This is a genomic window from Snodgrassella sp. ESL0324, from assembly GCF_013344955.1.
In the GTDB taxonomy this organism is placed as follows: Bacteria; Pseudomonadota; Gammaproteobacteria; order Burkholderiales; family Neisseriaceae; genus Snodgrassella; species Snodgrassella alvi.
Map to the genome: position 1 here is coordinate 263,166 of NZ_JAAEDS010000014.1, position 20,604 is coordinate 283,769.

Sequence of the window (20,604 nt, forward strand, 5' to 3'; positions counted from 1 at the left end):
ACACAGATTTCTATTTCTTTTCATCTGCCAACTCCTGGAAATCTTTATCTATATAACCGGGCAAACGAAATCTCACTTCGGCCGGGGGCAGCTCAATACTCATTTTCTGTGCCAGTATCTGGCCGTCAATATACTTATTTTCAAAAACCGGTACAGTTAATTCACCGAGAAAAACCATCAACTGTTCATAGGTCTGAAAACAGACAGCACACCAGTATTCACTGTCAGTCACTCTTTGTCTGAGCTGCGCAGGCATTTTTTTAACCTGTTGAAACTCTTCTTTCAGCCCTCTCATCTGCTCTAATGCATCTGCATCTGTATTCCTGTCAGCATGCTTTGAACATGAAACCGGGCCGGATTTACCTCTCTGCCTTCCTCTGTTATAAACAGATTGTGCAGATACTTTAATTTTCATTGTGTTATCTTTTTCCATTAGCACATTCCCAGCGATAAATTTCTAAATCACACAGCGGAAAATACTCCAGAATTTTTCGGTAATCCTTCGGATAGAGTTCTTTAACAGGTAACAAAAAACGTAAATCCAGACTATCAAATGAGCAGCCAAACACCCTGTAATCACTTCCCAGCCTGATGTTATTCTGCTTAAAACAGCGGAGCAAATCCCCTTTTTTCCAGTCCCATACTGGATAATACTGACACTGACTCTTCACAATCGATCCGTGTCTCTGCATACTCAGGCGCTGTTTGGAACTATGTTCCACTCTGGTACCGTTTGCTACCGGTGTATTGGGCGGTAAATTAAATTTTCTGCACATCATCCGGCGGATATCGGCAAAATCAAAATTCACCAAATTTGCCTTATCAATCACAGATATATTAGATGGTGGCTGAAAAACATGTGCACTGAGCATCTGATACAGTGCAGGATGCGGCAAACGGGTAATTTTGAAATTAAACTGGCGTTCATATAAATCAAGCTGTTCTTCTACAAATTCCAGCTCGGGCACCAGATACAAATAATAGGGATAAATCTCAGTAAAACTATCCCTGATTGCCATATACGCAGCAACAGCATTCTTACCTGTGCTAAATGCCAGAATACTCTGACGATAATCACAGGCCATCTTCCGGACTGTTCTGGCGCCAGATAAAATAGCCATATTCGCAAAATTCCCTTATAAACCAACACTGCATAGCTCAATTAGTATAGCTAAAATAAATTTAGATGCTCAATATGCTGCAATTACCCTAAACTATTAAAAAATATAAAAAATAGCTACATATTCATTAAAACAGCAATAAAAAAGCATAGCCAACCTTATTTAAATAAATTTATGTCTGGCATTCAGCTTATTATGCAAATAAATACCTAATGATATATCTGGTAAAGTTTTCGATTCCTGCTTCAAACTGCTTCTTGACACTAAAAGCAATTTCCTGGCAAATATTGATAAGTCAGCTTATATAAAAAAATTAAAATAAGAATCAGTAATTTACAATATTAAACATTACATTAATTCCTGATTTAACATCACTCATAACTCAGTTTTAAAAATATTTATATAAATATCAAAACTATATTCAAAATATTTTGTATATTTCAGTAATAATAAGAAAATGTTTGTAGACATAGATTAATGTGACTGATATCATTAATACCTGAATATCTAAGCTATTTATTTCCCTGACCCGGTCATTTTGTTTATAAGCTTTTCTCCTACACTCCGGCTTATAAATTTTTAATGACGGGTTCTTTTTTTATATAAATTCAGAAATCTATTTTACATTACTAAAATTTTATTCTTTTTTATCTATTCTATTCTTCTCACTTCATTAAAAAACAGAATAAAAAAATTTCCTCATAAATATCTGTTAATTTAAAGCAGATTATTTGTGGTTTTTTTACAAATTAATCAATTTTTTATACTTTTGCTTTTTTATATAGGTATTACAATTTTCGAAACAGGCATCAAATTCATCTTTACTGCTAAAGTCTTTTCTATCCAAATATATTAAACGTCTGTATGATCTGATAGAGTTTTTTCTCTTTAAATACAAATAAATTCTATTGTGAAATTTAATTACTGAATAAAAATCCTGCCATTCAAAGCATGTCTTATTTCCTTTTTTTTCTTTTGTCAGGCACTCAGAAGTAATTTCAATAATATAATTGCCAAATCCTCCTATTTTTTCAAATTCATCCTTGATTTTAAATATCGGATAGAAAATAGTTATAATATTCAGAATTATCAGAGAAATTGTTATTCTATTTATATAAATATTATAAGCATCAATACCAATTACTATAATCAATATTGGAAGTGTCATAATAAAAGCATAAAAGGCTTTAGTATTTATTTTAATAATCATAGGATTAATCCGGTAAAAATAAATTTATAATTACTGATGTTTTTACATACCAGTATATAAATTTTTTTTAACGTCTGATTTTTTCATTTTAGCCATTGCATTATACATTTATTTGTTAACTTAACATCGACAATAAATCCTCAATTCAGACAGAATTCTGTTAAATTAAAATTTTAATTTCTCAAAAAAAGAATTTTAGTTAACCTGAAATCCGGTTAATTATCCGTTTTACTACTTATCATAATCAGAAAGTGATTTTTAAGTTTGCCATTCCTGAATTACTGTGCCAGTGGCTGCCATTTTCATACTGATACTGAATACCTGCTTTCAGATTATGGCTGATCTGTACATTTCCACCTACAGCAGCATTCCAGCGTGTTTTTGCTGAAGCCCATTTACCGGAACGTTCATTTCCGTGTATTCCGGCAAAACCTCCGCGCATTGCATATTCTCTGTCGCGAAAATCATGCTCAATACCCAGCAGTCCGAAAATATCAAACACAGTATCCCGTATACCAAAACGATATTGAGTAAGAATACTGGCCGAACCGGCTACAACACCTTTATTAAGCTTTCGGGCATATAAACCATAACCGTTTGCCCCGTCTTCACTAAAATGATTCTGTTGCAAATAATCATATCTCAGACCTAGCTGCGGTGTCAGAATCAATTGATTCAGATAAAACGCTTTACCTCCTTTAAAAGCCAGTTGCCATACGTTACCTTTGGCTTTTGCTCCCGTGGCTTCTGACGACTCACCCAGCCATATTCGCCGGTTGACATCATTGGAAAAACGGTTGTATCCAAAGCTGCCGGATATGTAGGCGCCGTTCCATCGGTTTGGCGCATAAAATGAACCAGCAATTAAACCATTGGTTTTAATATCAGCATTGCCATATTGTTCATTCCAGCCGGTATTTTGAAAAGTATAGGCCAGCGCTGCAGATAATCCGTTACCAAATTTTTTACTGATACCGAATATCCCGCTATTAGTATTCTGTTTTCCTCTGACAACAGTGGGATTCCAGCGATTCTGCGAATGATTAAATTCCATAATCACATTAACCTCATCAGAGTTATTCTGAATTGAAGACATAAAGTCACTATTCAGCTTTCCTAATGTCAGAGTGCTGACCATATTAGCGTTACTGTAAACCGCACCGGATAAAGAATATAACGACCGCCTTAAACTCTGAGCGGACTGTACATTCTGAATTCTGGCCGCACCATCGAATAATTCTTTATCCTGTTCACTATATTGATCCGCCGCGGGTATACCATCCAGCTGGCTGAAAGCCGTATCCACAGCTCTGGCAGCGGACTCTATTGCCGGATCGGCAATACTGCGGGTTAACAGACCATTATTCATAACAGCTTTTTGTGCAGAAATGCGGGTAATATCAAAATCTACATTATTGTCATCGTAAACCGTTTTACCATCTAGCAGAATTCCGCCGGAAAATTCAGTTGTGTCAAATTCACCCAAGCGTTTTTGTGCATTAATAACAGCTACTTTTATCCCTGTCTGTGGCACAAAACCGGCTTTAAGCGCATCGAAATATAATCTGCCGGCCAGACTGGCAGTACCATTGACAGTAGTCCGGCTACCAAGACTGGTCTGAAAAGTACCCGCTGCCGTCTGGTTAAAACTACCATTAACTGTGGCATCCCGACTAATAAATGTACCTGAATTATCTACTGAACCAGTGAAGCCTTTAACCAGATAAGCAGCATCTTTACCAATTTGCGTTGCAGACTGGCTACTGCCATTTACGGCCAGCGTACCGGAATTAATCTGCGTTTTACCCTGATAAGTATGATTACCCTGCAATATCAGTGTTCCGGTACCATCTTTGATTAGCCCGCCTTGCCCGCTGATATCATTACTGAATACATAGCTGCCGTCGGTTACATTTGCTGAGAAATCACCGAAGGCAAATTGTGCCGGTCCGTTAACCGCCTTACCAATATTCAGCAGTCCCCAGCCATATACCGAATCTACACCCTTAGCGCCCAGGTCAGTGGCCGTCGTCAGTAATGTGGTTCGTAAATTATTATTGGTCATCCATGGATATTTTTGTTTAACCAGTGCCGCAGCGGCAGTAACCTGCGGAGCAGAAAATGAAGTGCCCGTGATATAGGTTAGTGGCAATGCATTAATATCATCGCCGGGCTTTGCGTATAAATTAGCAATCTCATACTGATAATAAGCCACCATACACCAATTTTTAGTATCGCCGCATCTGTTGGAAGACTGTTGAATTGTATTATCGCTATTTACACCAGCAACAACGATCCAGCCTTTCTGCAATTCAGGTTCAATTAAAGGAAATAACGATTCAGTACTGGGCTGACTTTGCCCGTCATTGGCAGCTGCCCAGATAAACAGCATATCATCCCGAACCAGAGAAACAAAACGACCGATATAGGATGCAGATTTATCAGCGGAATTATCTGCATTTAAATAAGCTTTAGCTACATTAGTATACCATTGCTTATTACTGTAATAATTAGCGCCATAACTGTTATTGACGATTTTCACGCCAGCCTTATCAAGCGCGTTAAACGCATTTATGGTAGCCAGTAAATTGATTAATCCCGGTCCACGGCTATCTGTTGCACTGGCTGAATAAATTTGCACCTCCGGAGCAATTCCAATTTTTTTACCCCTGACATCTTTACCGGCAATATTTAAAGCTACTGCATCACCATGCGGGTAAGCTTTACCATTATAAGGTGTCCCGAACTGTCCCAGATCAACAACATTGTCAGGTAAAGCCGGATGATTAACATCGACTGGCAAATCAACAATACCGACCTTCACCCCCTTACCATCCAGCCCCTGATCCCGTGCATCTTTCAGATTTAGTAGGTTAGCCTGTGTATTATCCTCACCGTATACACTGCGGGGATACTGGTTTTTACTCAACGGAACTTTTATTGCTGATTCGGTACTATCCATTCTCGACGGATTGGATGAAGGAACAGGAATATTATCAGCCGGATCTATCGGAGTCGGATCAACCGGCTCATGTTTGTCCGGATCTGGATTAACCGGAAGAGGATTAACTGGTAAAGGATTAACCGGAGGAGGATTAACCGGAGGAGGATTAACCGGAGGAGGATTAACCGGAGGAGGAGTAACCGGAGGAGGAGTAACTGGTGAAGGCACATTCGGTGTGTTTTCTCCGTCTCCCGGTGTCTGGTTTCCGGTACCGGGATCGGTTCCGCCCGGTTTACCGCCAGTTTCCGTAGAATTAGAATGAACACCACTGCCACCGCCACCACATGCCGTTAAAGCAAATGAAACAGCAATCACTATTGATTTAAGCATTAAAGCTGAATGTTTCATACTGGCTGTTCCTTTATCTTAATTTGAAAAATAAATATAAAAATTTAAATTTCATTTTTATTAATATTTCTTGATAACCTTAATGAACATTGATTTGCTTATTCAGTTCGGGTTTAGCATTCAGGCATGATACATGGTCTAAATTACTGATTTACTTGTCTATATATTTATTAACCAAATAAGATTTTTTTTATCTATTTTAATATTCCGTACTATTATGTATTTAATTTCAGATTGGTAAATTACAAATAAATATACCAAATAAATAATTTATAGCTTTATTTACAATATTGATTTAAACCAGCGAAATACAGGCTCTAAAAGGCATTAATGCAGTATCTCATTAAAAAAAATAAAATTTTTACGCATAAAGAATAATATTTTTTTAAATTTTTTACTCATAAAACATAAATATATGCTTTATAAATTAATTATATTTGACTTGATATATTAAATATTTAGAAGAAAACATTTAAATAAACAATATGCGATTAAATTCAGCTAATTATTACTTATATTAAAAATACTTTCATAGACAACAACTTACACAATCAGTTACCGTTATAAAAGGAACACAAGGCAACAAACCGTAACTTGTTTAGATAAATAAGGAGATAAGCATGAACAAACGCAAACCGCTAAAAAGAGATATTAAATTCAGCACAACTGAAGAATTAAGGGAAAATGCACGCAAAAATTATGAAGACGGACCAATTACTTCTACGTATGAGCTGGATGTAAAACGGGTAATTGAACTTCTTAATATAGCTTTGGCTTCAGAATGGGTGTGTGTACTGCGTTATCTGCGACATTACTACATGGCAACCGGCCTGTTTATGGATGCCGTTAAAGAAGAATTTATGGAACATGCAGAGCAGGAACAAAAACATGCAGCTATGCTGGCTGAACGTATCACCCAGCTTGGCGGTGAACCGGATTTGAATCCGGATGTGTTTATTCAGCGTTCACCGACAGAATATATTGAGGGAGAAACTTTACGGGATATGGTAGAGTCAGATTTGATTGCAGAACGTATTGTGATTGATCTTTACCGGCAGGCCATTATGTATGTCAGCGATTATGACACTACTACTAAACGCATACTCGAACATATTCTTGCTGAAGAAGAAGATCATGCAGACGAATTATCCGACATGATGGAAGGTTTGGATGGCAAACACGTATCGAAAAAAATAATTTAATAATTTAGTGATTTAACATAAAAATCCGTAGTCAGTCTGCGGATTTTTTCAAACTGCTTTTCCGACTAATAGTGTATGTTTGAATTTTATATTTATTATTATTTCAAACCATCTATTATGACATAATTCTATTTATCTTTATAGCGATAAATCGCTCAAACTTGAGGCAGATTAATATTCCGACAAACCTTTTAAAGAAAATACTCAGGTAAATTGTGGTGTGAATCTCTTTGCACTACAATCATATTAAGAGGTTTCCAGAAAGATATCTGGATTATTTTTCAATAGTTTATGGAGTAAACAACATGAAAGCAATGGTGTACTACGGAGCAGGTGATATTCGTTTTGAAGAACGTGCTAAACCAGTTATTATCGAACCAACTGATGCAATCATTCGTTTAACCCGGACAACTATTTGCGGTACCGATCTGGGTATCTGGAAAGGAAAAAATCCGGAAATTGAACAAACCGCCATTCAAAAAGACGGTCAATTCAACGGTCGCATTCTCGGGCATGAAGGGATTGGTATTATTGAAGAAACAGGCAGTGCAGTTAAAAATTTTAAAAAAGGCGATAAAGTCATTATTTCCTGTGTCAGCCGCTGTGGTACTTGTGAAAACTGTCAGAAACAGCTTTATGCACATTGCCAGAGTGGTGGCGGCTGGATTATGGGCTACATGATTGATGGTACTCAGGCTGAATACGTACGTACTCCCTTTGCAGATAATTCACTTTACCGATTACCGGCAAATTTAAATGAAGATGTGGCCGTTTTGTTGTCAGATGCCTTACCTACTGCACATGAAATCGGTGTGCAATATGGTGATGTTAAACCCGGCGATACAGTAGCCATTGTCGGTGCCGGCCCGGTAGGAATGAGTTGTTTATTGACCGCACAACTATATTCTCCCTCCCAGATTATCATGATTGATATGGATGATAACCGCCTGCATATGGCAAAAGAGCTGGGTGCCACGCAAATCATTAATTCTGCCAGTGAAGACGCGGTGGCGCGTGTTCTGGAATACACCGGCGGCCGCGGAGTAGACTGCGCTATGGAAGCTGTCGGGCTTGAAGCCACATGGAATATCTGTCAGCGCGTGGTAAAAGAAGGCGGACACTTGGCTAACGTAGGTGTACATGGGCAATCAGTCAACTTTGAGCTGGAAAAACTCTGGATTAAAAATCTTACCATTACCACAGGTCTGGTTAATGCCAACACTACCGGCATGTTGCTGAAAACCTGTTGCTCAGGCAAACTGCCGATGGAAAAGCTGGCTACTCACCACTTCCACTTTAATGAACTGGAAAAAGCTTATGATGTCTTTAAGCATGCAGCAGATGAAAAAGCTATGAAAGTTATTATTGATTATTAAATACTGCCGAGCAGATAAAAGCTTTAATTAAATCTGCCCTACTAAATAAAGCAGCCATTAAGGCTGCTTTATTGATTACTGTCTGTTTACAAAATGATTATCTCTTTAAATCCATTGAAAAATCGAACATTCAGTAATTCTGTTATTTATCCGATTCGCCGCAGAATTTAAAATATCAGTTTATTCTTCTTCATCCTCATCTTCCTGCACACTGACACTGTGTTCAATCAAACTGGGAACCACAAAAGAAGTGGCTAATGCATTTTTATTCTCAGAAAGATGTTGCAGATAAGCTTCATCAACATCGCCCGTAATATAACGGCCGTCAAAGCAGGAACTGTCAAAACCTTCAATTTGCGGATTCAGCTTTAAAACTACCTCTTTTAAATCATCCAGATCCTGAAATACAACACCATCGGCACCAATTTCCGCAGCCACCTGCTCTGCATTACGCCGGTATGAAATCAATTCTTCCCGGGTTGGCATATCGATACCATAAACATTCGGAAACAATACAGCCGGCGCAGCAGAAGCAAAGTAAACTTTTATCGCTCCTGCTTCACGCACCATATCCACAATTTCCCGACTGGTTGTACCACGTACAATAGAATCATCTACCAGCAGAACTTTTTTACCGCTAAACTCATAATTCATCGGATTAAGCTTTTGCCGCACAGATTTTTTACGCACAGCCTGCCCGGGCATAATAAATGTCCGGCCGATATAACGATTTTTAAATAGTCCTTCCCGGTAAGGCTTATTCAAATGCAAAGCCAGCTCCATAGCACTGGGACGGCTGGTGTCCGGTACAGGCATAATTACATCAATATCTGCTAAATCCAGTGTCCGTTTTACCTTTTCTGCCAGTGTTACCCCCATATTCAGGCGAGCCTGATATACCGATACTCCGTCGATCACAGAGTCCGGGCGGGCAAAGTATACATATTCAAACAGACAGGGCATCAGATGAGGTTCCCTTGCGCACTGCTGTGAAAATAACTGGCCTTCATTACTGATAAAAATAGCTTCACCGGGTGCCACATCCCTTACCAGCTCATAATCCAGACTAGGGAAAACCACAGATTCAGAAGCAACGACATAATCTGTATGACCGTTCTCTTCCCTTTTACCCAGACACAGAGGCCGGATACCGAGCGGATCACGAAAAGCCAGTAAACCATAACCGGCAATTAATGCCACCACACCATACGCACCATGTACCCGTTTATGCAGTGCGGCCACAGCAGCAAAAATATCCGATAAAGCCAGTGCAGTACGATTACCAACCTGGTTTTCCAGCTCTCGTGCCAATACATTAAGTAGCACTTCAGAATCAGAGCGGGTATTTACATGGCGTAATTCAGTAAAACAGACATTTTTAAATAACTCCTCGGTATTGGTCAGATTACCATTATGTGCCAGCACAATTCCGAAAGGGGAATTTACATAAAAAGGTTGCGCTTCAGCACTGCAATTGGCATTTCCGGCTGTCGGGTAACGGACATGAGCAATACCAACATTACCAATCAGTTCACGCATATTACGGGTACGGAATACATCACGTACCATACCGCGACCTTTATGCATGTGAAACATATTACCCTCAGCGGTAACAATTCCGGCAGCATCCTGTCCGCGATGTTGCAGCATCTGTAAACCATCATATAAAAGCTGATTTACCGGTTCATTTGCCACAATACCCAATACACCACACATTACTTTCTCCATTCAAGACAAATAAATACGCGCGTTTTTTGTTATTAAAAACGCGCGTTGTATTCGGTTACTTATGTTCATGCTGTTATACCGATGGTGAATTCAGCTTATCAGCAAGAAAAGACGGCAGATAAGGCACCGCCACCATCGCCAGCCTTTCAAACATACCTGCTGTAAATGAATCCCGCCACACAGGAGATTTCGGCAAATCAGTAAAAGAACATATCAGCACCACCAAAGTGACAATAATAATTCCTTTAATTGCACCGAAACAGGCGCCCAGCATACGGTTAACTCCGCCAAGCCCGATTGATTTCAATGCTGAAGTAATCACTGTGCGCATCAGGCGCTGAATAATCCACAAAACACCGAATACCATCACATATGATAATGAAACAGCCAGTGCCCGTGGCTGCATAGTCGTAAAAGCCATATCAGCCACAGGTGCGGCCAGCAGCCTGGCTCCGACAAATGCGACCACCCAGCATAACAGTGAAGCTATTTCGCCCACCAGCCCGCGCATCATAGCAACCAAAGTTGTTAACAATATCAGGCCGAGAGCCAGCACATCAAAAAGGGTCATGCAATACCAACTTCCTATAAACCAATTACCAGTCCGTCCAGCCCTGCAGCATGCACTTTATCCAGATTTTGCAAAGCCTGACTGCGATTATTATAAACCTGGCTGCGTACCCGATACAGTGTGCCTTTACTAGTCTGACTTTTACTGATACTGGTAGTGACACCGGCAACAGCCAGTCTTTGCTGTACCAGATTGGCCTGCGCCTCAGTGGTATAGGCACCAATCTGAATTACAGTCCGTTCCACAGACGGTTTATTATTGCTACTGGTAGCATTGCCTCGATTCTGACCGGAAGCAGAATTTTTAGACACTGTACCGGCTGCTTTATTTTCCAATATCTGCTGTGGTGTCAGCTTACCGCCTGCCGTATTATTTGCCGGTTTTGCTGTCGATGCCGGTTTTACGGGTACCGGATTTTTATTTATTGGTTTAGGTGTTGCAGACACAGGTTTTTTTTCTGTATTAGCAACTTCGCTTCTGTTTTTTACTACAGATGTAGTATCAACTGTACTGGCTGGTGTTTTATTCACCGGCTTTACTGTTACAGGTTCAGTTTTAGGGCGGTTACTGCTTACCGTATTAACAGGAACCTGTTTAGTTTTTTCTGTTGTTTCTACCGGAGTTCTGTTAATAACCGGTTTTGGTTTAACAACTGGTGCCGCTTCAGTATGTACTTGTTGTCTGTTATTTTTTTCAACAATCTTTCTTTCAGAAGACGGTTTGATACCTGCTGAATCAGTATCATTCGGCCGCCGCTCTGGCGGTACCGGAGTTTTTACCGGTGTATTATTTATTTTAGCCGGCAAGACAGGTTTAGGCTGTGTTGTTTCTTCACGCATCACAGGTCTGGATATACTGTTTTCCTGTTTATGTTCAGATGCCGCAGATGCATTACCCGAACCGACAGTTGTATTTACCGCAGATGATCTTGCCGCCGTTACCGGTTCCAGTACTATAGCTGAAGCAGACTGTACCTGCGCAACACTCGCCTGAGACACCATACCTGCTGTGCCGGAAGCTGTTTCTGACGAAGCAGTTCTGACTTCAAGCTGCGGTGCCGGTACAGACTGAGGCGTGCGACGGCTCAGCATAATAACCAGCAATATAGCAGCAATGACTACCATAATTAATGCACCTACCAAACGGCGCCTGTTGCGCCGTTTCAGCTGTTCATAATTTTCCTGTGCATTCATTAATCACTAACTCCTCTGACCTTATCGTTTCTATTTTCAGAATTTACCTTGAAGATAAATCTATTATTTCTGCTACTGTATGAAACGAACCAAATACAACAATTCTATCATTCTCACCGGCCTCTGATAAAGCAGCCTGATAAGCTTCCTTAACATCATGATAAGCTGTCACAGCAGCAATATTATGCTGAATAAATTTTTCTTGTAAAGCCTGTACAGTCATACCGCGCGGCAAAGCAAGCGGAGCTATCAGCCAGCACTCAAACTGATCTTTAATAATTTCCAGAACCGCATCAATGTCTTTATCAGCCAGCATACTGAATACAGCCATGCGTTTTTCTGCATAGGGTAAAGCAATCAAACTGCTGCGCAATGCCCTTGCTGCATGAGGGTTATGCCCCACATCCAGTACCGTAACCGGTCGTCCGGGTAACACCTGAAATCTTCCCGGATGGCGTACGCGCAACAATCCGCGTTTAATTGCACCAATATCCAGAGGCAAACGTTCAGACAAACATTCCAGCACAGTTAATGCACAAGCCGCGTTACTAAGCTGAAAATTACCGCGCAATACAGGTATCGGTAAAGCATGACGGGCATGTTCATCCTTATATAAACTACTTTCTTGTGGATGAAAACGATACGACCACTGCTGCATTTCCATCTTATGGCAATCAAAATCTCGGCCAAACAAAAGTAAATCTGCTCCTACCTCAGCCGCATGCGATGACAGACTGTGCGGTACAGGAATCTGGGCACAAATTACAGGCTTTCCAGCACGCATAATGCCTGCTTTTTCAAATGCCACTTTTTCTACTGTATCACCAAGAAATGCCTCATGATCTAAATCAACACTGGTAATCACCGCCACATCGGCATCAAATATATTGACAGCATCCAGCCGCCCGCCCAGCCCTACTTCCAGTATCATTACGTCTACCTGCTGGCGTATAAATACATCTACGGCAGCCAGCGTATTAAACTCAAAATAGGTTAACGGTATCTCAGCCCGTGCTGTCTCTATGTGCTCAAACGCACTGACAATCAAATCATCAGCAACAGCTTCACCATTAATCGCAATACGTTCATTAAAACGTAACAAATGCGGGCTGGTTAAGGTACCAACCCGATAACCGGCTTCATGATAAATCTGTGTAAGATAGGCACATACCGAACCCTTACCATTGGTTCCACCAACAACAATCAGCGGACATACCGGTTTTAAACCCATCCGGTCACGAACAGCATCTACTCTGGCCAGCCCCATTTCAATTTCGCCGCCAGCCACACCATTTTCCAGATGTTGCAGCCATGAAGACAAACCAGTTACATGAAATTTTTCTGCCATTATTTTAATTCTTATCCTTCAGCCTGAGCCTGCGGATTACCTTATTCAAGATTGATTGCCTCAAAACAGATTGTGTATTGTTTGGCTGACACCAGCGTACCCATACTTGTAATCTTCGCCATGCCTGCGCATCGGTCATATCCGGTAGCAAAAGCTGGTATACGCGGCCGCGCGAAGTCTGCCAGTGTAAAGCCATCATATTTGCTCTGATAACAATACCACTGCAACACAGTTTAGCCGGTACAGCAGCTTTGCCCTGTGTAAATAGCAGTGAAGCCTGCCCCTGTGGACTGATTTCAATTTTTTTGACTCTGTTTTGCTGCAAGCCATAACCTGCCCATAATGCAGATAATAACCATGCCAGCAGCCATACCAGACACAACCAGCCTGTGCTGTAGAACACAATAGCCACTAGTGTCAGTACATGCATAATCACCGCCAGATATAAAGCACATCGGGATGGCTTCAGCCGCACAACACACGCCATCATCAGATACTAAACCTGTTCTTCACCATATACCGGAGATATATGTATATCTGTATCTACCAGATCCAGTACCATATCATGTACTTCTACTGTAAAAAAATTCCAGAACTGATCAATATCCAATACCGGCCACAGCTTACGCTCAACCTCCCATGCAGACAGCTCTGCCTCAAAAATCAGATTAAAGCGTTCACCAATATAACCAATGACCTGTTCCGGAGTTTCAAATTCCGGTACCAGCAATGTAGTACAATTACTCTGGAGCTGTGACAAAGTTAACTCAGGCAAATCATCACTGGTACTTTTCAGCCAGTCGAGAAAAGCCTGAGCAGGTTTCAGCACAACAGCACTGCGATCAACAAAATACATGCCCTATCCTTACTAATATTACTGAATAACCATATTGTACTGTAAACGTTCAGCGATAGCGTATATTTACCGCCCCGCAATTTTTAATTACCGTACAATCAGCTTATAGTGTCTACAGAGTTAACTGCCATGCCTCACACCATTCATCTAGCCTGGTTTCAGCAAATCCTTACGCCTGATGAAATCCTCACTGACAATCAGCTTATCGAACCGTTTTGTACCGACCAGCGCGGCCGTTATCATGGACAGGCTTTTGCAGTATTACAACCGCATAATGTCAGCGCTGTACAGGAGATTATGCGCTATTGCCATCAGCAGCATATTCCTGTTACTCCGCAAGGCGGAAATACCGGCTTGTGCGGCGGTGCTACACCGCATGCTTCTGTTGCCGGTAAAGGGATTATTCTGTCCTTAAGTAAACTTAACCGCATGCGCAAACTCAATCTGGCTGACAACACCATTACCGTAGAAGCCGGCATGATACTCGCTGAAGTACAGAAAATCGCTCAAACTGCCAATCGCTATTTTCCCCTGAGTCTGGCCAGTGAAGGCTCCTGTCAGATAGGCGGAAATATTGCCTGTAATGCCGGCGGTCTGAATGTAGTGCGTTATGGCACAATGCGTGATCTGGTACTGGGTCTGGAATATGTCCTGTCTGATGGCGAACTGGTCAGTCACCTGTATCCACTGCATAAAAACACCAGTGGCTATGAAATGCGTCAGCAAATCATTGGCAGTGAAGGCACACTGGCGATTATTACCGCAGCCACACTAAAACTGTTTGCTCAGCCGCAAAGTGTATTAACAGCATGGATTGGCGTAGACAATATTCACTCTGCCACCAGTCTGTTAGCCGCACTGAAAAATCACTTTGCCGAGCGCCTGTCCAGCTTTGAACTGATCAGTCAGGCGGCTCTGAGTTTGTCAGCCAGCTATAGTCAGTTACGCGAACCAACTCATGCGAGCTGGCATATTCTGGTAGAACTGAGCGATAGCCTGCCGGCACAAAATTTAACCGATCCCTTAATCAGCGTACTGGAACAAGGTAACTGGCTTAATACAGTTATTGCTCAGTCTGAAACCGAACGTCAGCATTTATGGAGTTTGCGTGAAAACATATCTGCTGCACAACGCAGTCTCGGGGCCAGTATTAAGCATGATATTGTCGTTCCGATACAACATGTTGCCGACTTTGTCGAAAACTGCCAGCAACAACTGATTAAAACCTTTCCGCAAACCAAGACCATTTTATTCGGCCATCTCGGTGATGGCAGTCTGCATTACAACGTTTTTATTGTTGATATAATGAATAATGATGTTTATCAATATGAAGAAAACATCAATAAAGTCGTATATGAACAGGTATTAAACTACCATGGCAGTATAGCTGCCGAACATGGCATCGGTCAGTTAAAAAATCAGTGGCTGCCACGTGTTCGCAGTAATGCAGAAATCAAATGGATGCAGGCACAAAAACACAGCCTCGACCCTGAAGGTATCCTGAATCCCGGAAAAGTTTTACCTGTACATACGTGATATAGTAAGCATTTTTAAATCAACTATGAATATGAGTGAAGTTACTCTGTATACCGACGGTGCCTGCAAAGGCAATCCCGGCGTGGGTGGCTGGGGGGCATTTTTACAATCCGGCAGCCACAGTAAAGAGCTTTTCGGCGGAGAGGCTAATACTACCAATAACCGCATGGAGCTCACAGCTGTAATTCAAGGACTTGCAGCATTAAAACGCCCGTGTATTGTTAACATCTACACAGATTCACAATATGTTAAAAACGGCATGCAGGAATGGATTCATAACTGGAAAGCACGCGGCTGGAAAACTGCCTCAAAACAGCCGGTAAAAAATGCTGAACTATGGCAGGCACTGGACAGCGAAGTAAGTAAGCATCAGGTGCACTGGCACTGGGTTAAAGGCCATGCCGGACATCCGGGAAATGAAAAAGCTGATGAACTGGCTAATAAAGGTGTACAAATTTTTTTTAAATAATTTTTTTATTTGTAAATTTAAACAATATTATTTTAAAATAAATTTTCTACTTCAATAAGGGAGATTTTTATGGATACTTTTAACAGTAATAATAAGGATGAGGATTTACAAAAAAATATGCCAGAAATACTTACGTGGGCATATACTCAGGTAGTTAATGGAGTTGTTGGTATAGGAAGTGCAGAGGATTTAGCTGAAGAATACTTACATTCAAACAACTATGATAAACTAGAAGCTATTAATAGTCTTATTAGATGGCAAAATACTAGGGCAGCAACAGGAGGATTTATTACAAATTTAGGTGGTTTAATAACACTGCCTGTTTCAATACCAGCTAATTTAGTTACAAGTATATATATTCAATTAAGAATGATTGCAGCTATAGCCAGTATAAGCGGAAAAGAATTAGGCGACGATAAAATAAAAACACTCTGTATTTTATGTCTCACAGGAAATAATTCCGCAGAAATTCTAAAACAAGCTGGCATAAAAATTGCGGAAAAATATACTGCGGGGTTGATACAAAAATACATAACCCGAGATATTATTATTTATATAAATAAAGCTGTCGGATTTAGACTCATTACTAAAGCAGGAAGTACAGGAATATTAAATTTGACAAAAGCTGTTCCTATTGTAGGGGGATTAGTAGGCGCAACATTTGATGGCATTACAACAAATATTATTGGAAATACTGCCAGAGATTTGTTTTTAGAGAAAAATCCACTTTAGTAGAAACTAAATAGTTTTTCAATTTTCTTATTTGTTAAAATTATTTCCATTAACAAAAAAATCCAAATAATAATTATTTGGATTTTTTTGTATTTAAATGTTTAAGGTAACATTACATTTTGCCATTCATTTCAACCATATCAGGAGCAGCAGGTTTATCTTCCGATAATTTGATAATCAAACAATCAGTTCATCATCAGACCTGTAATAAAAGCTGCATACTAAAGAAAAGCTGATGAACTGGCTAAGCGTGGCGTAGAACCAGCTGAATAAAGCTTTAATTTCTTTATAAATTATTATCACCCACCCACTTCTTAACTACCTTAATAGTACTATCGAGCATAGAAAACATATTGTTCGAAAAGTTTTGGTATCGGCTTAGAAGAATTTAAAACTCATCCTAAGCCGGCAGATATGGGCTCGAAGAAATTTTATGAAACAACAGATTAATTTAATTAAACCGTTTTTTTTATTTCATGCTAAAATATTTTAATATTGTTGAAAAGACAATAACACAACTGCAATGATTATTTATAATTAAGCTATAAATACATGTATAAAATACCTAATTTTTCACCTAAAATATAACTCAGCATCTAGTTGAATTTTTTAAAAATAAATCAAATTTCCATTTAAAATAATATATTAATTGAATTAAAAAATATATTCAGTGTACCTATATTTAATACAGTTTTAATCTCATTTGAGAAATATAATGGTGTGTGCATGATTAATTTTAATTTACAATCATATTATAAGGACATAGGCGGGCGTATTTTTGAATTCGCCATACCTCCTAATAAAAAAGCGCTCCGCAGTACTACACGCAGTACTACATCTAAATACCTGACAGAAGGAGCGTTCAGCTTTATTGAGGGCATTATATACGAGTATGTTCCTAAATACGGGGAATATGGGCATTGGGGAATTACCGAAGTTAATACAGAACAATGGCTACTTATAAAACCGGCACTATTAAGGCTTAAGACCAGGGTTGATCAAGCCCAGAATTTAAAAGAACTTAAAAGTGATTTATTTGATTTTCGTTTTGTCTGTATGCTGGAAGACGATTATTTAAAAGAAACGGCTCACAAGTTTTCCAAATCTAAACCTTTGCTTTCTCAGATGATTATTGATTTTATAGTCTGGATTGATGTAAATATACAAAAGTGTGGTTCATTCTATATTATGGGCATATAACTTTCTCACTTACTAAATCTATAAAGTTTATCAATTAAACTTGTAGCATTAATTTTTTATCCTATCTTTGGCAAAGTTTGCTTATCTTTTTGGAATATATGATATTCCAGGATGATTTACATTCCCGCTATTTATTCCGTCATGATGATTGCCTGCTTTATTGATCTATGCTTAGGACAGGATTTAACCAGACTAATTACTTAACATATGAAATTAAAATGATGAAGTAACAAAAATAAATAACCCATTGATTTATTAATTGCTACCTTCATGCTGCTGTTCATATTATTTACAATTGAAATCCGTTGCTTTGATTAAACTGCTTAACTTTTTGCTGTTTTATGTACATAAACCTAATATCCGCCGTTTAACGCAGCGGTTAAAACATAAAACTATCATTATAACAGGCGCCAGTTATGGCATTGGAGAGTCGCTTTGTTATCTTTTAGCGGATATTGATTGCAACTTAATATTGGTTGCGCGCACAATTGATAAACTGCGCGAATTAAAGCAACGGCTCACTATGAGCAAAGCTAAAGTTGACATTTATGCAGCTGATTTGCGTGATCAGTTACAACTTGATGGATTCATAAAATATATACAAAATTTACCTGTTGATATATTTATTAATAATGCCGGTAAATCGATTTGTCGCCCGGTCATGCAATCGTTAGACCGCCAGCATGATTTTGAACGAACTATAAAATTAAACTACCTGACTCCGGTACAATTATGCCTTGCACTTATCCCCAAATTACAGCAAAGTAAAGGACATATCATTAACGTTTCGGCTGTCAATGTGTTGTTTGCGCCAGCGGTAAATTGGTCAGCATATCAAGCCTCAAAAACGGCATTCGATCAATGGCTGCGTTCAGCAATGCCTGAATTACAAAACCGGCAAATCAAAGTATCGACAGCATATTTACCTTTAGTAAAAACAAGGATGATCGAGCCGACCAAAGCTTATCAGAACTTACCTGCATTACAGCCAAAGCAAGCTGCTACAATTATAAGTTATTTATTACAAACACAAAAACGCCAATATAAACCATGGTGGGCGATGATAGTGCAATTGGCCGGCGTCCTGTTTAATGGCATCTGGTTTAAATTAAATTGTTATTACATTAAGAGAAAATGATGATAAAAACAATCAAAGCGCTATACACCATTAAACTTTTGACTTTTAAAGGAATTTTTTATTTATTAATGAGTTTTCGTTCGGTTGGAATGAATTTAATGGCGTTACTCTATGTACGTCAGAAGCTGAGCCCAGACCAAATCGCCATTAATGAAAATGACAATTGTATAAATTATCGTACACTTTATACGCAGTCACAGCATTTAGCCAAAAAATTAGCGGCGCATTGTGACATAAAACCGCATCAAAAAATAGCCATAATGGCAAGTAATCATACTATTATGATTCAAACTCTCTTTGCTATTGCCCGGCTAGGTGCAGATATTTACTTACTCAATACAGAACTATCAGCCAAGCAATTACAAAATATACAAGATGCGGTAAAATTTGATTGGATCATACATGATCCTCAAATTCCTATCTTAATTGATGTCAAATCATTACCAACAGATCATCCGGAGCAAATTTCCATTTACTCGCTCTTAAAGGATAAAATGCCACTCTATTCCGGCAATCTTAAAGTTACCAATTTTAATAAACTTATTGTGTTAACCAGTGGTACAACAGGACGTTTTAAAATGGCAGGACGCAATAGTAAAGCACAAAATTTTATCAGTCCTTTTTATCAATTGCTGATGAAATTAAACCTGAGCAAATATAACAGAATCTATATAGCAACACCGATTTACCATGGTTTTGGTATTGCGACATTGTGTATGTCGGTACTATTAGGTGCCACTATATTTATCAATAAACGCTTTGATGCCGCCAAAGTTTGTCAACTTATTAACAAACATAACATTGAAGTTATCACCCTCGTTCCTTTAATGCTCAGTCGAATGATGAATTATTCTGTAACGCAGTTACGCAGTTTAAGATGCATCATCACCGGCGGCGCACCAATTGCTGTCACGCTGGTTCAACGAACAATTAATCAACTTGGTAAAGTGTTATTTAACTTATATGGCACATCAGAAGCTGGAATATGCCTGATTGCAACGCCGGATGATTTGATCACTCACCCATCAACTCTAGGTAAGCCTGTTAAAGGATTATCAGCCAAATTAATGAACAATGGCAAAGAGGATGCGATAAAAGGTGAACTTTATATCAAATGTGCGTGGTCCACTCAGGGCAAAAACTGGACAGCTACTGGTGATATAGTTCACAAAGACAGTACAAATAATTATTATCTAAATGGCCGGGCTGATGACATGATAGTTTCAGGTGGTGAAAATGTTTACCCATTCGAACTCGAACAATGCTTAGTTAACCATCCTGACATTAACGACTTAGCCGTTATTAGTGTTAATGATGAGGAATTCGGACAGAGATTAGTGGCATTTGTGGTATTAGCAGCGCATACTGAACAAACCGAAGATACTTTAATAGACTGGTTAAAACCACAAATTGCACGTTACCAGATGCCCAAAAAAATATATATCATTGACGAATTGCCCATGACTCATATTGGCAAAGTTGACAGAAAACAACTTATCAATCGATATTATGAATTATCTAAGATCTGAGTTAGCGAAAACACCAGTACTGATAAGCATAATAGTATTTTTT

Annotated in this window: 18 protein-coding genes; 8 read left to right on the forward strand and 10 right to left on the reverse strand. The window is 39.3% G+C overall.

Annotated elements, in window-relative coordinates:
* Positions 1-10: 10 nt before the first annotated feature.
* The 4 genes from GYY70_RS08180 to GYY70_RS08195 form a co-directional block, all read right to left on the reverse strand.
* Positions 11-433, reverse strand: coding sequence for a hypothetical protein (locus tag GYY70_RS08180; RefSeq protein ID WP_084547945.1), 423 nt, complete (start codon positions 431-433; stop codon positions 11-13).
* Positions 420-1,121 carry a phosphoadenosine phosphosulfate reductase gene (locus GYY70_RS08185; protein WP_174832024.1) on the reverse strand — a complete coding sequence of 234 codons (702 nt, stop codon included), beginning with the start codon at positions 1,119-1,121 and terminating at the stop codon, positions 420-422. The genes GYY70_RS08180 and GYY70_RS08185 overlap by 14 nt, the downstream gene beginning before the upstream one ends.
* Before the next feature lie 742 nt (positions 1,122-1,863).
* The gene (locus GYY70_RS08190; RefSeq protein WP_174832025.1) at positions 1,864-2,331 is read right to left on the reverse strand and encodes a YcxB family protein; all 468 of its coding nucleotides are present in this window, start codon (positions 2,329-2,331) and stop codon (positions 1,864-1,866) included.
* 244 nt (positions 2,332-2,575) lie between these two features.
* Positions 2,576-5,683, reverse strand: a complete 3,108-nt coding sequence (locus tag GYY70_RS08195) for a S8 family serine peptidase (RefSeq protein ID WP_174832026.1) — start codon at positions 5,681-5,683, stop codon at positions 2,576-2,578.
* Between the two features lie 620 nt (positions 5,684-6,303).
* On the opposite strand from GYY70_RS08195, the gene GYY70_RS08200 reads away from it, so the two are divergent.
* Both GYY70_RS08200 and GYY70_RS08205 read left to right on the forward strand, forming a co-directional pair.
* A complete protein-coding gene (locus GYY70_RS08200) occupies positions 6,304-6,885 on the forward strand; it encodes a bacterioferritin (RefSeq protein ID WP_174832027.1) in 582 nt (193 codons plus the stop codon).
* Between the two features lie 305 nt (positions 6,886-7,190).
* Positions 7,191-8,261 carry a zinc-dependent alcohol dehydrogenase family protein gene (locus GYY70_RS08205; protein ID WP_084552987.1) on the forward strand — a complete coding sequence of 357 codons (1,071 nt, stop codon included), beginning with the start codon at positions 7,191-7,193 and terminating at the stop codon, positions 8,259-8,261.
* Between the two features lie 180 nt (positions 8,262-8,441).
* Here GYY70_RS08205 and purF read toward each other — a convergent pair whose 3' ends face one another.
* The 6 genes from purF to GYY70_RS08235 form a co-directional block, all read right to left on the reverse strand.
* Positions 8,442-9,977 (reverse strand): amidophosphoribosyltransferase, encoded by a 1,536-nt coding sequence (gene purF, locus GYY70_RS08210; protein ID WP_174832028.1) that lies wholly within the window; start codon positions 9,975-9,977, stop codon positions 8,442-8,444.
* Positions 9,978-10,062: 85 nt separating this feature from the next.
* Complete coding sequence (locus GYY70_RS08215; protein WP_174832029.1) at positions 10,063-10,560, reverse strand: CvpA family protein; 498 nt, start codon at positions 10,558-10,560, stop codon at positions 10,063-10,065.
* A 14-nt stretch (positions 10,561-10,574) separates the two neighbouring features.
* Entirely contained in the window at positions 10,575-11,753 is a 1,179-nt protein-coding gene (locus tag GYY70_RS08220; protein ID WP_174832030.1) for an SPOR domain-containing protein, read from the reverse strand.
* A 43-nt stretch (positions 11,754-11,796) separates the two neighbouring features.
* Positions 11,797-13,101 carry a bifunctional tetrahydrofolate synthase/dihydrofolate synthase gene (gene folC / locus GYY70_RS08225; protein WP_174832031.1) on the reverse strand — a complete coding sequence of 435 codons (1,305 nt, stop codon included), beginning with the start codon at positions 13,099-13,101 and terminating at the stop codon, positions 11,797-11,799.
* A gap of 4 nt (positions 13,102-13,105) precedes the next feature.
* Positions 13,106-13,591, reverse strand: a complete 486-nt coding sequence (locus tag GYY70_RS08230; protein ID WP_174832032.1) for a protein YgfX — start codon at positions 13,589-13,591, stop codon at positions 13,106-13,108.
* Between the two features lie 6 nt (positions 13,592-13,597).
* Positions 13,598-13,957, reverse strand: coding sequence for a hypothetical protein (locus GYY70_RS08235; protein WP_078475149.1), 360 nt, complete (start codon positions 13,955-13,957; stop codon positions 13,598-13,600).
* Positions 13,958-14,086: 129 nt separating this feature from the next.
* Between GYY70_RS08235 and GYY70_RS08240 the strand changes: the two genes are divergently transcribed.
* The 6 genes from GYY70_RS08240 to GYY70_RS08265 all read left to right on the forward strand — a co-directional run bounded on the left by GYY70_RS08240 (position 14,087) and on the right by GYY70_RS08265 (position 20,561).
* Entirely contained in the window at positions 14,087-15,493 is a 1,407-nt protein-coding gene (locus GYY70_RS08240; RefSeq protein WP_174832033.1) for an FAD-binding oxidoreductase, read from the forward strand.
* A 31-nt stretch (positions 15,494-15,524) separates the two neighbouring features.
* Positions 15,525-15,962, forward strand: a complete 438-nt coding sequence (rnhA, locus tag GYY70_RS08245; protein WP_025331141.1) for a ribonuclease HI — start codon at positions 15,525-15,527, stop codon at positions 15,960-15,962.
* A 69-nt stretch (positions 15,963-16,031) separates the two neighbouring features.
* Positions 16,032-16,694, forward strand: coding sequence for an EcsC family protein (locus tag GYY70_RS08250; RefSeq protein ID WP_174832034.1), 663 nt, complete (start codon positions 16,032-16,034; stop codon positions 16,692-16,694).
* A gap of 726 nt (positions 16,695-17,420) precedes the next feature.
* On the forward strand, positions 17,421-17,894 hold the full coding sequence (locus GYY70_RS08255) for a hypothetical protein (RefSeq protein WP_174832035.1): 474 nt from the start codon (positions 17,421-17,423) through the stop codon (positions 17,892-17,894).
* Positions 17,895-18,204: 310 nt separating this feature from the next.
* Positions 18,205-19,032, forward strand: coding sequence for an SDR family NAD(P)-dependent oxidoreductase (locus tag GYY70_RS08260; RefSeq protein ID WP_202984461.1), 828 nt, complete (start codon positions 18,205-18,207; stop codon positions 19,030-19,032).
* Positions 19,029-20,561, forward strand: a complete 1,533-nt coding sequence (locus tag GYY70_RS08265) for a class I adenylate-forming enzyme family protein (RefSeq protein WP_174832036.1) — start codon at positions 19,029-19,031, stop codon at positions 20,559-20,561. The genes GYY70_RS08260 and GYY70_RS08265 overlap by 4 nt, the downstream gene beginning before the upstream one ends.
* Positions 20,562-20,604 lie beyond the last annotated feature (43 nt).

What these genes read in the sequence shown, in the direction of transcription:
- GYY70_RS08240 (WP_174832033.1), top strand. Translation starts at nt 14,087, where the DNA reads ATGCCTCACACCATTCATCTAGCCTGGTTTCAGCAAATCCTTACGCCT.
- purF (WP_174832028.1), bottom strand. Translation starts at nt 9,977, where the DNA reads ATGTGTGGTGTATTGGGTATTGTGGCAAATGAACCGGTAAATCAGCTT.
- GYY70_RS08235 (WP_078475149.1), bottom strand. Translation starts at nt 13,957, where the DNA reads ATGTATTTTGTTGATCGCAGTGCTGTTGTGCTGAAACCTGCTCAGGCT.
- GYY70_RS08185 (WP_174832024.1), bottom strand. Translation starts at nt 1,121, where the DNA reads ATGGCTATTTTATCTGGCGCCAGAACAGTCCGGAAGATGGCCTGTGAT.
- GYY70_RS08250 (WP_174832034.1), top strand. Translation starts at nt 16,032, where the DNA reads ATGGATACTTTTAACAGTAATAATAAGGATGAGGATTTACAAAAAAAT.
- GYY70_RS08230 (WP_174832032.1), bottom strand. Translation starts at nt 13,591, where the DNA reads ATGATGGCGTGTGTTGTGCGGCTGAAGCCATCCCGATGTGCTTTATAT.
- GYY70_RS08180 (WP_084547945.1), bottom strand. Translation starts at nt 433, where the DNA reads ATGGAAAAAGATAACACAATGAAAATTAAAGTATCTGCACAATCTGTT.
- GYY70_RS08220 (WP_174832030.1), bottom strand. Translation starts at nt 11,753, where the DNA reads ATGAATGCACAGGAAAATTATGAACAGCTGAAACGGCGCAACAGGCGC.
- folC (WP_174832031.1), bottom strand. Translation starts at nt 13,101, where the DNA reads ATGGCAGAAAAATTTCATGTAACTGGTTTGTCTTCATGGCTGCAACAT.
- GYY70_RS08190 (WP_174832025.1), bottom strand. Translation starts at nt 2,331, where the DNA reads ATGATTATTAAAATAAATACTAAAGCCTTTTATGCTTTTATTATGACA.
- GYY70_RS08205 (WP_084552987.1), top strand. Translation starts at nt 7,191, where the DNA reads ATGAAAGCAATGGTGTACTACGGAGCAGGTGATATTCGTTTTGAAGAA.
- GYY70_RS08195 (WP_174832026.1), bottom strand. Translation starts at nt 5,683, where the DNA reads ATGAAACATTCAGCTTTAATGCTTAAATCAATAGTGATTGCTGTTTCA.
- GYY70_RS08265 (WP_174832036.1), top strand. Translation starts at nt 19,029, where the DNA reads ATGATGATAAAAACAATCAAAGCGCTATACACCATTAAACTTTTGACT.
- GYY70_RS08215 (WP_174832029.1), bottom strand. Translation starts at nt 10,560, where the DNA reads ATGACCCTTTTTGATGTGCTGGCTCTCGGCCTGATATTGTTAACAACT.
- GYY70_RS08200 (WP_174832027.1), top strand. Translation starts at nt 6,304, where the DNA reads ATGAACAAACGCAAACCGCTAAAAAGAGATATTAAATTCAGCACAACT.
- rnhA (WP_025331141.1), top strand. Translation starts at nt 15,525, where the DNA reads ATGAGTGAAGTTACTCTGTATACCGACGGTGCCTGCAAAGGCAATCCC.
- GYY70_RS08255 (WP_174832035.1), top strand. Translation starts at nt 17,421, where the DNA reads ATGATTAATTTTAATTTACAATCATATTATAAGGACATAGGCGGGCGT.